Source organism: Acinetobacter sp. SK-43, from assembly GCF_015351505.1.
GTDB classification, from domain to species: domain Bacteria; phylum Pseudomonadota; class Gammaproteobacteria; order Pseudomonadales; family Moraxellaceae; genus Acinetobacter; species Acinetobacter junii.
This window is the reverse complement of the sequence record NZ_JADKPY010000078.1, coordinates 13,481-28,913: the sequence shown is the minus strand read 5'-3', so window position 1 is coordinate 28,913 and position 15,433 is coordinate 13,481. Positions and strand designations below refer to the sequence as shown.

The following is a 15,433-nucleotide window of genomic DNA, read 5'->3' as shown; positions in this document are numbered from 1 at the left end:
CTGCTTAGTGATGTAGCAGATCGGGGTGATCTGTTACACTACGACCTTCTGTTTTATCTTCTTCTGTTGCATGTCTTTCGATATAAAAATAAGCCGATCATCTAAAGATGAACCTTCACCACAGCAGAAAAAGCTGAATCGCCTGATTGCTCAAATTGAACAGCAAAAAATCAGCCTTGCTGCATGGCAGAATGCACAAGCTGAGATTCAACAGCACACACGGCAAAAGCTGATGCCTGTGTATAGCGAGCTGCATGAAATCCTGTTTCAGCAGTTAGATCAGCTTTGGATGCTGTTACAACAGCATGAGTTTTCCAAAGCGGATATGCAGCAACTCGATGAGAAAATCGCACAACTTGCCCGTATGTTGAAACGTTCACAAATGTTGAATGAAGTACAGCTCTCACTTGTGAAGCAGATCGATACTTTTTATCAGCAACATGCCCAGCAATCCGTTAAAAAGAATAAAAAAGTACAGTCAGCCAAGTTTGAACTTCATGAAAGCTCTGACCAAAGTTCAGAATTTGAACAAGATGACTTTGAGCAGTATGCTGCCGAGCAACAACAGGCACGAGAACAAGCTAAGCAACTGAGGCAGCAACAGAAACGTGAACAAGCTGAGCAGATGGCAACGCAGTCGCTGAAAACGGTTTATTTAAAAATTGCTGCCATGATTCACCCCGACCGTGAGCAAGATGAAACCAAGAAAGAAGAAAAAACTGAGTTGTTCCAACAGGCGAGTCAGGCTTATGAACAGCAGGATTTGTTTTATTTATTGAAACTTCAATTACAGCTTGAACAGAATAAAGGTCTAGGAACTAAAGAGCTTTCTGCGGAGCAAGTGAAGTTTTATAAATTGGCATTGGATGCACAAAGTCAGCAGCTTGAAAGTCAAATTGAAGAGATTTTAGATTCTTTTCAGTTGGCGAAGAGAGTAAAAGCCGAGCATCTTCATATTAATGATGTGTATAAAGCTATAGATATTGATTGTGCTGAATTAAAGCAGCAGTTGAAATGGGAAAAAGAGCGTTTAAAGCATATGAAAAAGGTGAGTGGGGTGGAGATGTTGTTGGGGCATGGGGCGCTTTGATTTTACCTCACCCCCTTGCGAAGCAGTGCTTCTCATCCCTAAGGGAGAGGTAATAATAAAAATGATAGACCCACAATTATTAGAATTCGCAAAAACCATGCGTAGTAATGCGACAGATGCCGAAAATCTGATGTGGCAATTGCTTCGCGCTAAACGATTTATGAATCTGAAATTTCGCCGTCAGCATGTGATTGCACCATATATTGTAGATTTTTATTGTCATGAATTAGGTTTGGTTATTGAGTTAGATGGTAGTCAGCACGGTACTAACGATGGAAAAGAATATGACGCTGAACGAACTAAGTTTTTAGAAGCTTTGGGTTTGAAAGTCTTGCGGTATTGGAATCATGATGTGTTGCATCAAACGGATATAGTTTTGGAAGATTTGTGGCGGAGATGTTCTGAATTAAAACGGAACTCTCGCTAACCTCTCCTAGAAGGAGAGGGAATATTTAACTAATTCAGCTCGGTAATTTGAGTATTTTCATTAATTATTAAATCAGCAGATTGCTCACTAGAATCTGATTTTTTATTAGCTATTCCAAAAGGAATATGTACAGAAGCAATACTATCAGCTGTTTTTTCTAAATGGCTGACTTGATCATCAAAGAAAATATGGGGATTTAAAATTTCTAAAACTTTGCGTTTTTCTATGCCTCCCAAGAAAAATGCTTCATTTATTGTATCTATACCCCATGATCTCAAAGAATTAATAACTCTTTTATGTGCAGGAGCATTTCTTGCTGTGACAATCGAAAGTCTTAATCTACTTCTATAATCAGAATTTTGTGACTGATATTTAATTTCCTCTTTCTGTAGAGTCGAGAGTTCTTTTAATAATTTATGTAAAGGACCAATATTTGCAGGTTGGTTGGCTAAATTTTCTTCATTTTCAATAAATGCTGAAAGTCCATTTTCTTTATAGACTTGTTCTGAGGAATCATCTGCGATGACACCATCAAAGTCGAAAGCGATTCGTAATTCTTCATCGTGCTCAATATCAAAAATATTGCCTTTTAGAATTAAGCCAGCAGGGTAACCAGCGGTAATTGCTTGGTTTACATCAGTTTCATTAGCAGACAAAAATAAACTGATATTCAGAGCATCAATATATTTATGAGGTGTTCGACCTTGTAAAAAAATTGCTCTTTTTATATTTAAGCCATAATGCTCGATAGAGTTCATAACCCGTAAACCAGTGTTTGGGTCATTTCTAGAAAGTAAAATAACCTCTACAAATGGCTTATCTTTAGGAAAAATACTATTTAAACTTAGAAGGCGCTGAATAAAAGGGAATGCGACGCCTAAGTCTAGAATCACATTTTCATTTTTATGCTGGTATTCTCGGTATACAAGTTCACCTTTTGTTCTAAATACTTCATCGGATTCTTCTAAATTAAATAATGCACTTGAAGCTAAACCGATAACGAGTTTTTGTTCTAAATCATATCCACTCATTTAATTACTCCTTTAGCTTCAATTTTTTGACCATTAATTGATAATTCAATATTAATAGGTTGATTATTATTGATTTTTTCAAAATCTTTAATTTGAATGTTTAGTGGGGTAGCTGTATTAATAATTGGTTTATCAGCTGAAAAATAAATTTCTTGCTTAGCCGCTTCTTTATGAGTAGGAAAACCTCGTAAAAAACTTTCATTCAAATTTTTATCTTCTAGCCATTTGTTTGGGAACCATAATGTAGATATAAATAATAACCCCCACGCTATCATAAAAAATCTTCCAACACGAATTGGAATTTTACTTACAGATGGTTTATTTAAAATTAGTTCTCTACTATAGATAATTTTTAAAAATGTAAAGTAAATTATAACTCTTAGATTTAAGATGTAATTCCAAAAATTATTTAGTTTGCTCGTAAAACTTTCATCTTTAGTATTCCTATCTAATTGCTTTATAACATCATTATTTATTTCAGATTGCTCTGTAGAGAACAATTGATAAAATTCAGTTAGATTATTATCTACAGCAAGATTCTTATCATCTTTTTTATAAAATTTTAAAAGATGCTGTTCTATAGTTTCTAATTTTTTCTCCCAAAATTCTTGCCAATATTTAGCTCCCGCCGCTACAGCAGTCTGAGAATAGGCAACATAAAATCCTACCTAACAAAGAATTAGATGGACGTATGGGACAGTATTGCTTGAGTAAATTAAGCATGCAAATAAAACACCCTGAAATATCATAAAAAAATTATTTCTTTGAACTAATTGTCCAATTTCTAAGTTTCTTGTTGCTATCGTAATTTCATAAACACTTTTTAATCGACTTAGATGTTCTTCATCCTTTGTTTTCTCAAATGGATTATTTTGACCTTCAATTACAATATTATTGTTAACAGTTCTATTATCGTTATTAGTGATATTTTTGGTAAAAAAGTCTTGGAAAAAATCTTTCATATGGTTAAAAATAAAGGGCTGAATATTCAGCCCTTTATACACAAAATAGATTAAATTAACAACACATTAAAGCGCAGCAATTTGCTCCATACTTGCTTTAATTTTACTTAACTGATCAGCAAACTCAGCGAGTTTCACTTTTTCACCTTCAACTACGGCTGCTGGTGCTTTAGCGACAAAACCTTCATTTGCAAGTTTATTGGCAATTTGATCATGCTGCTTTTGAACCTTATCCAAGTCCTTCTGCAAACGACCCAATTCAGCTTTAGGGTCAATTAAGCCTTTCATCGGTACAAATACAGAGGCATGGCTTACAACACTTGAGCATGAAAGAGGTGGCTCTTGCTCATTGGTCAAGAACTCAATGCTTTCAACTTTTGCGAGTGCTTTGAACAACGCTTCGATACGGATGATTTGTTCACGTTCTGCATCAGAAATATTCTTAAGCAATACTGGCAATAAACGCGCATTACCCAAGCCCATTTCACCACGGATGTTACGCACCGCACCGATCAAACCTTGTAACCACTGCATGTCCGCTTCAGCTTGCTCATTGATTTTCTCTTGAGCAGGCACAGGGTATGCCGCAGTCATAATGGTTTCGCCTTGAATGCCGAGCATTGGCGCAAGGGTCTGCCAAATTTCTTCAGTCAAGTACGGCATAATTGGGTGAGCTAAACGTAAAGATGCTTCCATCACCGCAAGAAGTACACGGCGCACTTCAGCTTTACGCTCTTCAGATACATTGGCATCATTGAGAACAGGCTTAGTTAACTCAACGTACCAGTCGCAGTATTCATTCCAGATAAAGTCATAGATCGCTTGTGCAGCAAGGTCTAGACGATATGTTGCAAATGCTTGATGTACCGCAGCTTCTGCTTTTTGCAAACGGCTGATGATCCACTGTTCTGGAAGTTCCCAAAGATCAGGGCGTGCTTCTTGACCAACCGTTTGACCTTCAACATTCATCAGAACGAAACGAGTTGCGTTCCAAATCTTGTTACAGAAGTTACGGTAGCCCTCAACACGTTTTAAGTCGAACTTGATGTCACGACCTGTGTTTGCAAGCGCACAGAAGGTGAAACGTACTGCGTCCGTACCATAAGCATTGATGCCCTCTGGGAATTCTTTACGAGTTGATTTCTCAATCTTCGCAGCATCTTTTGGATTCATTAAGCCAGTAGTACGTTTCGCAACTAGGCTTTCTAAATCAATACCGTCGATCAAATCTAATGGATCAAGGACGTTACCCTTAGACTTCGACATTTTCTGACCTTCACCATCACGTACTAAGCCGTGAACGTAAACCGTCTTGAATGGAACTTGTGATGAACCATCTTCATTCTTCATGAAGTGCATGGTCATCATGATCATACGTGCAACCCAGAAGAAGATAATGTCAAAACCAGTCACCAACACATCTGTTGGATGGAAGGTTTTAAGGAAATCATTTGCTGCATCTTTTTGTGCGTCGCCAGTCCAACCTAAAGTTGAGAATGTCCACAGTGCAGATGAGAACCATGTGTCCAAAACGTCTTCGTCTTGTTTCAGTTCTACGTCAGCAGCGATGTTGTTTTTGCTACGAACTTCTTCTTCGTTGCGACCCACGTAAATGTTGCCTTCTGCATCATACCAAGCAGGGATACGGTGCCCCCACCAGAGTTGACGAGAGATACACCAATCTTGAATATCACGCATCCAAGACATATACATGTTGGTGTATTGCTCAGGAACAAATTTGATACGACCATCTTGAACTGCTTCAATTGCAGGCTCAGCAAGTGGTGCAATTTTCACATACCATTGGTCTGTCAATAATGGTTCAACGATCACACCTGAACGGTCACCGCGTGGTGCTTTTAAATCATAAGGTTGAATTTGATCTAACCAGCCTTCAGCCTCAGCTTGTTCAACCAATTTCTTACGTGCTGCAAAACGCTCTAAACCGATATAGTCAGCAGGCGCAGGAAGTAGTTGTGAAATTTGCTCACCCGCTTTAGCGATGTATTCAAACTCAGCCAAAACTTCTGCATTTTTGTTGAAGATATTGATAATCGCTAGACCACAACGTTTACCTACTTCATAGTCATTGAAGTCATGCGCAGGCGTGATTTTTACACAGCCTGTACCGAAATCTTTTTCAACGTATTCATCAGCAACAACAGGAACTAAACGACCTGTGATCGGTAGAACAATGTTTTTACCGATAAGGTGTGCATAGCGTTCATCTTCAGGATGTACCGCTACGGCTGTATCGCCCAACAATGTTTCAGGACGTGTCGTTGCAACTACAAGGTAGTCATTGCCATCTTTGGTTTTAAGCGACTTGTCTTCAAAGAAATATTTAAAGTGCCACAATGAGCCTTTTTCTTCTTTGCTTTCAACTTCAAGATCAGACAGGGCAGTTTGTAGTTTTGGATCCCAATTCACCAAACGCTTACCACGATAGATCAAACCATCTTCGTGAAGTTTAACAAACACTTCTTTTACAGCATTGGATAAACCTTCATCCATCGTGAAGCGTTCACGTGACCAATCGACTGATGAGCCTAAACGACGGATTTGACGTGTAATTGTTCCGCCTGATTGTTCTTTCCATTCCCATACTTTGTCGATGAACTTTTCACGACCTAAGTCATGGCGGTTAATCCCTTGTAGACCAAGTTGACGCTCCACAACCATCTGTGTTGCAATTCCAGCATGGTCGGTTCCAGGTTGCCACAAGGTATTTTTACCCATCATACGGTTATAACGAGTCAGTGCATCCATGATGGCATTGTTAAAGCCATGACCCATGTGCAAGCTACCCGTAACGTTTGGTGGTGGAATCATGATACAGAATGATTCACCTTGACCTGATGGTTTGAAATAACCGTTTTGTTCCCAGATTTGATACCACTTCTTTTCGATCTCGGTTGGATCGTAAGTTGTTGCGATATTTTGAGCAGATTGAGCGTCAGTCATAGTACAGAAGATCAAAATAGAATAAAAAATTGCATCTATTGTAGCAAAAAATCCTCGCTTCTGTAGGCATTTCGGTCATGTGGATCGGTTTCAAATCTAAGCAGATGCATTCTTATTTAGATCGATCCATCCAAGTGATCAACTTGTTATGTGTCATCATAAATTAGCCTTACTTTTTCAGTTTAAAAAATAAGTGGTATGTCTCCGAATGAGAGTAGATACGATGCTGTATGTGCTTAATTCAGAAAGCCGACGAAATGCGGTGGTTTTTTAGACAAAAACGTTAAATTTATGTGTACTGGATCACATAAATAAAAGATGTAGATGCATAAAACAACAATATAAAAATGCGAACATAATAGGCATAACGGGTATGAGCTATTCAATTTTGTTGAAAATTGACCAAGGTACACATGGACGATTCGAAGCTATTCGTCAGCAGTTAAATCTAGGGATCAAAGAAAGTCAGTCACGTGTATTGGGTGAGGTTCTTTCAGAAATTGCATGTGATATCGTCGAGCAAGTTTTTTCTGTGTTATTGATTCAAAATCGTCAACCAACTTTGCTTTCACAAAAATACACTGCTGAATCTGAGAAGGTGATTCAGCAAATTCTTGCTGCTGTGCGTAAATATATGCCGTGGTCAATCGCATTATTTAGCAATTAACGTTTATGTCCTTTTGTGAATTATTTTTCGGATATGATCAAATATCACGATGAACAGGTCTATGTATCTTATCCGATTGATCGTGGATTGGTTCAACAGGTACATTCATTAGCCAATCGACTTCATAATAATGAAATTCATGACATGGTAGATGTTTTTCAGACCCTGATTCAAATCGTGGACTCAGGGGTGACGAATCTAATTCGAGAGCCAAAGAAATGACTGAATTTCAATATGATGATTGATAAAACTTTAAATGGTGTCATCAATATGACCGCAGATTTAAGTTATAAGCGATTGGAAAAAATGAGTGATCAAGTCGATAGTAGTGCGGCATCAGATTGTGTGAATCACTTTTTGGCATTTATGCATGTTGATCGTGAATAGAATGTGGTAAATTCAGCATTTGAAAAGCCAAAAATGAAAGAAAAACAGAATCTAAGGATGAATAAGGGCTTATTGAATAAGCCCTTATTTTATGGAATCTAGAATAGGGTGATTAGAATGAACACTGCCGTTTTTTTAAATATTCATGCCGATACATACGCGCGATTTGCTCACATCCGTACGCAGCTCTTACAGGGTAGTAAAGAAAGCCAAGCAAATGCTTTGGGGGCAGTTTTATCTGAAATTGCATGTGAAGTGATAGAACAAGTTTTTATGGTGCTATTGCAAGACAATCAACATCATTCACTCACAGGTGAATCTGAAAAAGTGATTCAGCAGATTTTAGAAGCAATCCGAAAATATATGCCATGGTCAGTGTCATTCTTTGGGAATGATCGTCTAGTTCCATTGATTGAACATTTATCTAAAACAATTCGAGTTGAAGATGAGTCGGTATATATGACTTATCCGATTGAGCAACAGTTGACTCAACAGGTTAAAGCTTCGAGTCAAAAATTAGCTGAAGGGGAAAGTCGGGAAATTGCCAATTCACTGAAGTTGCTCACAGAAGTGATTGATGTAGGTGTCACTCATTTAATTCGTGAGCCGAAAAAGAGCCTAAAATTTAATTTTGTAGTCGATAAAACCTTAAATGGCGTCATTAATATGACGACACATTTAGGGTATAAGCGTTTAGAAAAATTAGGTACTAAACTTGATCAACAAGCTGCGGCAACTTATGTAGATCACTTTCTTAAATTTATGCGTTACCCTGCATAAATAAAGGAGATATATGACATGGCGAAACTTAAAAGTCTTGAAAATAAAGTCGTATGGATTACAGGTGCATCTTCGGGCTTAGGTAAAGCTTTGGCACGAGAGTGCGCTTTACAAGGTGCTCAAGTGGTACTGACCTCACGTCGCTATGATGAATTGGAGTCTGTTCGTGTTGGTTTACTCAAGCCTGAACAACATCTTTCGATTGCAGCAGACATTACGGATGAATCACAAGTACGTCATGCCTATGAACAAGTTCTCGCGTGTAAAGGACGTATTGATTGGCTGATTAATAATGCAGGTTTGAGTCAACGTGCATTGATTCAAGATACGACTATGCAAACTGAACGTGCGATCATGGAAGTAGATTATTTTTCACAAGTGTTTTTTACCAAAACTGTGTTACCAACCCTGTTAAAGCAAAAATCTGGACGAGTTGTTTTTGTATCGAGCGTTGCGGGTCTATTAGGCACCCAATATCGAGCAAGTTATTCTGCAGCGAAAGCAGCGATTCACATGTGGGCAAATAGTTTACGTGCTGAGGTTGTGAAAGCAGGTGTGGAAGTTTCTGTTGTCTTCCCTGGTTTTGTGAAAACCAATGTTTCGTTTAATGCTTTAAATGGTGAAGGTAAACCACAAGGACATCAGGATGAAGCGATTGAAAATGGACTTGAAGCCGATGTATTTGCTGAACGAGTGGTGAGTTCATTAATGGCAGGTGATGAATATATTGTTGTTGGCGGGAAAAAAGAACAACTCGGAGTATTGGTCTCTCGCTTATCACCAAGCTTGTTATATAAAATGATTCGTAAAACACGAGTTAAATGATAGTGCAAACACCTAAGAAAGCCGTTTTTAATTGGAGTGGCGGAAAAGATTCTGCCCTCGCACTTTATACTGTCTTACAGCAAAAACAATTCGAAGTGGTTGCTTTGTTGACCACAGTCAATGAGGAAACGGAATTGTCATCTATGCATGCGATTCCATTTTCATTATTGATGAAACAAGCTGAAAGTATAGGTATTCCACTTTACCCTGTATTTTTACCCAAGAACCTGCCTGTTTATGAACAGCGCATGTTAGATGCTGCTCAGCATTTCAAGGCACAGGGGGTAGAACACTTTATTTTTGGTGATATTTATCTCAGTGACGTGCGTAAATATCGAGAAGACCGTTTACATCCTTTAGGAATTGAAGTGGTCGAGCCAATCTGGAATCTTGATTCGACTGAAGTGATGCAAAACTTTTTGGATTCAGGCATTAGAACTAAAATCATCGTCACAGATGCCAGTAAATTGGATCGTTCTTTTATTGGTCAAGATATAGATGCAGCATTGATAGAACGGATGCCTGAGGATGTCGATATCTGCGGAGAAAATGGCGAATACCATACTTTTGCTTATGCTGGAGCATTGTTCAAACAACCCGTTGAATTTGAGATTGTAGAAACTCGTCAAATGTCTTATGACTTTAAATTAGAGAATGGGGAAGAAAAAACCTATCACTATTGGCAAGCGATTTTTGCAGGGTAACGGAGTTGTCCTGATGCAGCATGTGCAACAGGACATACGTCTTCAAGATGGCTGATAGATCGCTGTTCCATATGCAAAGACTTCAACCATCCCACCTTGCATACCGAGTTCAGTTGTGCTGAGACGAACCCCCATGATATGGCTAGCACCAATTGCATGTGCTTCTTGTTTGAGTCGAATGATTGCTTCACGTCGTGCTCGTTCAACAATACTTTCATAACTGGTCAGACGACCACCTAGAAAATTTCTAATTGTCGCAAGCACATATTTAAAGTAGTCATGTGAAATGACGACATTGCTACTTACCAGTTGTCCATTTGATTCAGTTTCGACGAATCGATTGCTATCAATGCGAATATGAGCAAATTGTTTTTCTTTTTCATCCAATTCACGCAGATGTTTTTGTTCGATATGACGACCGAATCCCCAACCTACAGTGAACAGAATTAAGAAAAGAACGATTTGTAAAATTAAACCATCCATATATTTGCCTATGCACTAAATGGGTCTGGAAGTGTGGGTGCTTTAGGTTGAACAATAACCGCAGTGCCGTAAACAAAAAGTTCTGATGCGCCTTGTGCGATATTTGATGTCGAGAAACGAATACCGACGATAGCGTTGGCACCTAAAGCACGTGCTTTATCGATCATACGTTGTGTCGCTTCTTGGCGAGATTCTTCAAGCAACTCTGTATAGCCTGTTAGTTCACCACCAACAATGTTTTTTAATCCTGCCATAAGATCTCGACCAACATGTTTACTGCGTACCGTACTGCCGTAAACGACATCTAGCTGACGTAAAATCTCGTGACCAGGAACTGATTCTAAACTGCTTAATAACATAGCGTTTTTCTAAGTCTTTAATATTTCAGTATTGAAGATAAGAAATATTCCGCATGCATGCAATAAAAAAGCTCACCGAAGTGAGCTTTTTTATGACAAAGTTTTTTATTATTGAGCGCTATTTTTTTCAGCGCTAGATGGTTGGCGTGCAATCGTCTCAGTTGAAGACGCTTTGAGTCCACCACCCAATGTTTTGTAAAGCTCAACTTGGTTGTTCAGGTTTGCCTGCTGTAACAGCAGTAAACCTTGCTCAGCCGAATACGCTGAACGCTGGGCATCCAACACGGTTAAATAACTATCAATACCTGCACGGAAACGGGCGTTAGACAGCTTATAGGTAGTGTTGGTTGCATCCACTAAACGGCGTTGCGCGGTTAAACGATCACCAATGTTGGCACGGGTTGCCAAGGCATCATTCACTTCACGGAAAGCAGATTGAACTGACTTTTCATAGTTTGCCAAGGCAATTTTCTGATCAGTCTCTGAAATCTTGATGTTGGCTTTACGTGTACCCCAATCGAAGATTGGCAAGCTAATATTTGGCCCAATTGACCAAAGCGCGTTGCCAGATTTAAACAAATCACTTAAATCTGTTGATGCATAGCCTGCTGAACCCGTCAAACTAATCGTTGGGAATAGTCGTGCTTTCGCAGCACCTATATTTGCACCCGCAGCACTCAGTTGATACTCAGCCACTTTGACGTCAGGACGATTATTGAGCAAGTCACTTGGTAAACCAGCACTTAAAGCGCTTTGTTTGGTAATTTGAGAAATTTGCTGTTGTGGCAATAAGTTTTGAGGAACTGTTTGACCAACAAGTAAATTTAACAAGTTTTGTGCTTGTGCGATCTGTGTTTTGTAGTTGGCAACATCATTACGTGCGGTTTCAACCGAAATTTGCGCCTGACGTAATGGAATCTCACTATCAATTCCGACATCGAAACGTTTTTTGTTCAAGTTAAACGACTCTTGCTGTGCTTTGAGCGTTTGCTCTGCAAGTTTGAGTTGTGCACTGGCGAATGAATAATTCAACCATGCTTGTGTCACTTGTCCAATTAAGCTGATCTGAGTTGCATCACGTGAACTTTGTGTCGCAAGATAACTATCTAAAGCAGCGTCTTTCAAGCTACGAACTCGACCCCAGAAATCTAACTCGTAAGCCGTTAAACCTAAGCCAACTTGGTAAGTCGAGTAGGGGTTGTTTGGATCACGAGATGGCGTGACTTGGCGAACCGCACTACCACTTGCCCCAATCGTTGGTAATTGGTTGTTTTCTGAAATTTGGTACTGCTGTTGAGCTTTTTGAATATTCAACGCCGCTGTACGCAAGTCACGGTTATTGGCAAGTGACATATCAATCACTTGTAATAAACGAGGGTCAGCAAAGAAGTCTTTGTAGCCTTGTTCTGCGATAGAAGTTCCAGAAGCATTACTATATGACGCAAAGCTTTCAGGAATCGCTGTGTTCACAACAGGCTCTGGCCCACGCATGCTTTGGCAGGCAGCCAAAGACAGCGCGAGTGCAGAGATTGCAATGCCACGACTGGAAATAGACCAAACAGTTTGCATCACGATCAATGCTCCTGAGTATTTAAAGTTTTAGGTTTGTACTTAAAGATACTACGAATCCACACGAAGAATACAGGGATGAAGAAGATACCTAAAAGTGTTGAAGAAATTACGCCACCCAGTACACCATAACCAACAGAATGTTGACTACCTGCACCCGCACCACTTGCAAGGGCTAATGGTAAAACACCAAATCCGAATGCAAGTGTAGTCATGATAATCGGACGTAAACGCATTTTTGCAGCATGTAATGTTGCTTCAAATAACTCTTCGCCTTTTTCTTGCAGCTCTTTTGCAAACTCTACGATCAAGATCGCATTTTTTGCAGAAAGACCAATCACGGCTACGATTGCGACTTGGAAATAAATGTTAAAGGATAAGTTTGGATCACCTTTAATTACCATTCCTAACCATGTCATCGTGAAAGCACCAATAATACCTAGTGGTACAACTAACAATACCGAAATTGGAATCGCCCAGCTTTCATACAATGCTGAAAGACACAGGAACACGATCAATAATGAAAGAATGAGTAATGGAACTGTTTGGTTACCAGAATCACGCTCTTCCAAAGATAAGCCTGTCCATTCATAGTCGAAACCTTGTAAGCCCATCGATGGTAACTTACCAATGATTTCTTCCATTGCTAACATCGCGTCACCTGAGCTGACACCTGGTGCAGGAGAACCTTGAATGTTCACAGAAGATACGCCGTTGTAACGTTCTAAACGTGGTGAACCATACGTCCATTCACCTTTAGCAAAAGCTGAGAATGGAACCATTTCACCTTTGTTATTGCGTACATACCATTTGTTTAGGTCTTCAGGCATCATGCGAGTATCGGCTTCACCTTGAACATAAACTTTTTTCACACGACCACGATCAACGAAGTCATTGATATAAGAACCACCCCAAGCCATGCTCATGGTGCTGTTAATATCACTAATACTCACACCCATTGCACCAGCTTGCGCTTGGTCAACTGTGATTTTGTACTGAGGAGTATCCTCTTGACCATTCGGACGTACACCTGCAAGACGTTTGTCTTGTGATGCCATACCTAAAATAGCGTTACGAGCAGCGATCAGTTTTTCATGACCTTGACCACTTACATCTTTCAACTGAATATTAAAACCAGACGATACGCCCAATTCAGGCATTGCAGGAAGCTGTAATGGCATGATGTAAGATGCATCTTTTACGATCATGTTCAATGCCATACCACGTTGAATGATGGCACCAATTTGTGATTCAGGTGTTGTACGCTCGCTCCAGTCTTTCAATTTGATGAAAGCAAGACCAGCATTTTGACCAACCCCTGTAAATGAGAAGCCAGACACAGTAAAGATCGACTCTACATGCTCTTTTTCCTTATTTAAGAAGTAATCAGTCATAGTGGTGATGACTTTATCTGTTCTTTCAAGACTTGCACTCGGTGGTAATTGAACAAGTGTCATAACAACACCTTGGTCTTCTTCAGGTAAGAAAGACGAAGGCAACATCTTGTATAAACCAACTAAAGCAGCAATAACAATGATATAAATGACTCCAGAGAACAACTTATGATGGGTCATACGGTTGACGCCACCTTGATATTTCTCTGAAAGTTTTTCGAACCCACTATTAAAACCACGGAAGAAACGCGCAAAGATACTGTTGCTTTGTTCTTTGTTTGGATCGTGTTGTTTTAATAACGTTGCACAAAGGGCAGGGGTAAACGTTAACGCAACGATCAAAGATAAAATCATTGCCGTTACTAAAGTGATAGAGAATTGACGGTAAATTACACCAGTTGTCCCCCCGAAGAAGGCCATTGGTACGAATACCGCCGTTAATACACTAGTGATACCAATCAAAGCACCAGAAATTTGACCCATCGACTTTTCAGTAGCAGGTACAGGTTCAAGGTGTTCTTCTTGCATAACACGTTCGACGTTCTCGACGACTACAATCGCATCATCGACCAACAGACCAATCGCAAGCACCATCGCAAACATGGTGAGCGTGTTGATTGAGAAGCCGAAAATATTGATTACCGCAAAAGTTCCCAATACAACTACAGGGACTGCGAGTGTCGGAATGATCGTCGCACGCCAGTTCTGTAAGAACAGGAACATGACGATAAATACCAGAACAACAGCTTCAATCAGTGTTTGTACTACACTTTCAATCGAAAGCTTAATGAATGGTGTCGTATCGTAAGCAAGTTTATCTTTTAAACCACTTGGATAGTTAACACGTAATTCTGATAAACGTTTTTCAACTGCAGCAGCTGTATCTAGCGCATTTGCACCCGTCGCAAGTTTAATCGCGACACCACCTGCAGGATTACCATTGAACTTAGAGTCAAACTGATAGTTGTCTGAACCTAACTCAACACGTGCAACATCACTTAAACGCACTTGTGCGCCATTAGCAGCATTTTTTAGGAAAATGTTTTTAAACTGCTCTGGAGTCTGCAACATACTTTGTGCATTAACTGTCGCATTTAAAACTTGTCCCTGAACTGCTGGGGCACCACCTAATTGACCTACCGCAACTTGCGAGTTTTGTGCACGAATAGCAGTTGCAACATCATTTGGCGTCAAGTTAAAGCTAGTCAGCTTTGCTGGATCTAACCAGATACGCATTGCATATGAACCACCAAATACTTGGAGTTCACCTACACCTGCCACACGACTCAGTGGCTCAGAAATATTTGAGTTCACATAATCTTTAATGTCAGAAGCAGAAAGGCTGTTATCTGGCGAATAAAATGCAATAACTTGCAAGAAGCTTGCACCAGACTTCGTCACTTTTACACCTTGACGTTGTACGTCAGCAGGTAACAGTGCTGTTGCTGATTGCAGTTTGTTTTGAACTTGTACTTGGGCGATATCAGGATCAATGCCTTGTTCGAAGTTTAAGTTGATCGATGCTTGACCATTACCCGCACTGTTTGAAGAGATATAACGCAAACCATCCAAACCATTCATTTGCTGTTCAATGATTTGAGTAACCGTATTCTCAACAGTCTGAGCTGAAGCACCTGGATATGTTGCAGAAATTGTCACCGTGGGCGGTGCAATTGTTGGGTATTGCGCAACTGGCATTTTGGTGAGGGTGAGAATACCCGCCAGCATAATTACCAGTGCTATCACCCATGCAAAAATTGGGCGATGGATAAAAAATTGAGCCATGCAATC

12 protein-coding genes and 1 pseudogene are annotated in these 15,433 nt (G+C 39.7%); 6 read left to right on the top strand and 7 right to left on the bottom strand.

The genetic code is table 11. The features are described from left to right. The first annotated feature begins 70 nt into the window (after nucleotides 1–70). Complete coding sequence (locus IRT38_RS14755; RefSeq protein ID WP_194598107.1) at nucleotides 71–1,090, top strand: molecular chaperone DnaJ; 1,020 nt, start codon at nucleotides 71–73, stop codon at nucleotides 1,088–1,090. 61 nt (nucleotides 1,091–1,151) lie between these two features. Continuing rightward, entirely contained in the window at nucleotides 1,152–1,517 is a 366-nt protein-coding gene (locus tag IRT38_RS14750; protein WP_194598106.1) for an endonuclease domain-containing protein, read from the top strand. A gap of 29 nt (nucleotides 1,518–1,546) precedes the next feature. On the opposite strand, the gene IRT38_RS14745 is transcribed toward IRT38_RS14750, so the two are convergent. The 3 genes from IRT38_RS14745 to IRT38_RS14735 form a co-directional block, all read right to left on the bottom strand. Further along, on the bottom strand, nucleotides 1,547–2,548 hold the full coding sequence (locus IRT38_RS14745; RefSeq protein WP_194598105.1) for a 5'-nucleotidase: 1,002 nt from the start codon (nucleotides 2,546–2,548) through the stop codon (nucleotides 1,547–1,549). After that, a complete protein-coding gene (locus IRT38_RS17595; RefSeq protein ID WP_227592178.1) occupies nucleotides 2,545–3,048 on the bottom strand; it encodes a hypothetical protein in 504 nt (167 codons plus the stop codon). The genes IRT38_RS14745 and IRT38_RS17595 overlap by 4 nt, the downstream gene beginning before the upstream one ends. Nucleotides 3,049–3,576: 528 nt before the next feature. Beyond that, entirely contained in the window at nucleotides 3,577–6,474 is a 2,898-nt protein-coding gene (locus IRT38_RS14735; RefSeq protein WP_194598104.1) for a valine--tRNA ligase, read from the bottom strand. Between the two features lie 373 nt (nucleotides 6,475–6,847). Between IRT38_RS14735 and IRT38_RS14730 the strand changes: the two are divergent. The 4 genes and pseudogenes from IRT38_RS14730 (at nucleotide 6,848) to IRT38_RS14715 (ending at nucleotide 9,837) form a co-directional block, all read left to right on the top strand. Continuing rightward, nucleotides 6,848–7,528 (top strand): annotated as a pseudogene (locus IRT38_RS14730) (hypothetical protein). A 117-nt stretch (nucleotides 7,529–7,645) separates the two neighbouring features. Beyond that, nucleotides 7,646–8,308 carry a hypothetical protein gene (locus tag IRT38_RS14725; protein ID WP_194598103.1) on the top strand — a complete coding sequence of 221 codons (663 nt, stop codon included), beginning with the start codon at nucleotides 7,646–7,648 and terminating at the stop codon, nucleotides 8,306–8,308. A gap of 18 nt (nucleotides 8,309–8,326) precedes the next feature. Then, nucleotides 8,327–9,133, top strand: a complete 807-nt coding sequence (locus IRT38_RS14720; protein ID WP_194598102.1) for an SDR family NAD(P)-dependent oxidoreductase — start codon at nucleotides 8,327–8,329, stop codon at nucleotides 9,131–9,133. After that, nucleotides 9,130–9,837 carry an adenine nucleotide alpha hydrolase gene (locus tag IRT38_RS14715; protein WP_194598101.1) on the top strand — a complete coding sequence of 236 codons (708 nt, stop codon included), beginning with the start codon at nucleotides 9,130–9,132 and terminating at the stop codon, nucleotides 9,835–9,837. Before IRT38_RS14720 ends, IRT38_RS14715 begins: the two co-directional genes overlap by 4 nt. A 42-nt stretch (nucleotides 9,838–9,879) precedes the next feature. On the opposite strand, the gene IRT38_RS14710 is transcribed toward IRT38_RS14715, so the two are convergent. From IRT38_RS14710 to adeJ, 4 genes are all read right to left on the bottom strand, one after another. Next, a complete protein-coding gene (locus IRT38_RS14710; protein WP_075696745.1) occupies nucleotides 9,880–10,320 on the bottom strand; it encodes a YbjQ family protein in 441 nt (146 codons plus the stop codon). A gap of 8 nt (nucleotides 10,321–10,328) precedes the next feature. After that, on the bottom strand, nucleotides 10,329–10,679 hold the full coding sequence (locus IRT38_RS14705; protein WP_004950740.1) for a YbjQ family protein: 351 nt from the start codon (nucleotides 10,677–10,679) through the stop codon (nucleotides 10,329–10,331). A gap of 108 nt (nucleotides 10,680–10,787) precedes the next feature. Further along, a complete protein-coding gene (gene adeK, locus IRT38_RS14700) occupies nucleotides 10,788–12,248 on the bottom strand; it encodes a multidrug efflux RND transporter AdeIJK outer membrane channel subunit AdeK (protein ID WP_194598118.1) in 1,461 nt (486 codons plus the stop codon). Between the two features lie 5 nt (nucleotides 12,249–12,253). Continuing rightward, nucleotides 12,254–15,427 (bottom strand): multidrug efflux RND transporter permease subunit AdeJ, encoded by a 3,174-nt coding sequence (gene adeJ / locus IRT38_RS14695; RefSeq protein WP_194598100.1) that lies wholly within the window; start codon nucleotides 15,425–15,427, stop codon nucleotides 12,254–12,256. Nucleotides 15,428–15,433 lie beyond the last annotated feature (6 nt).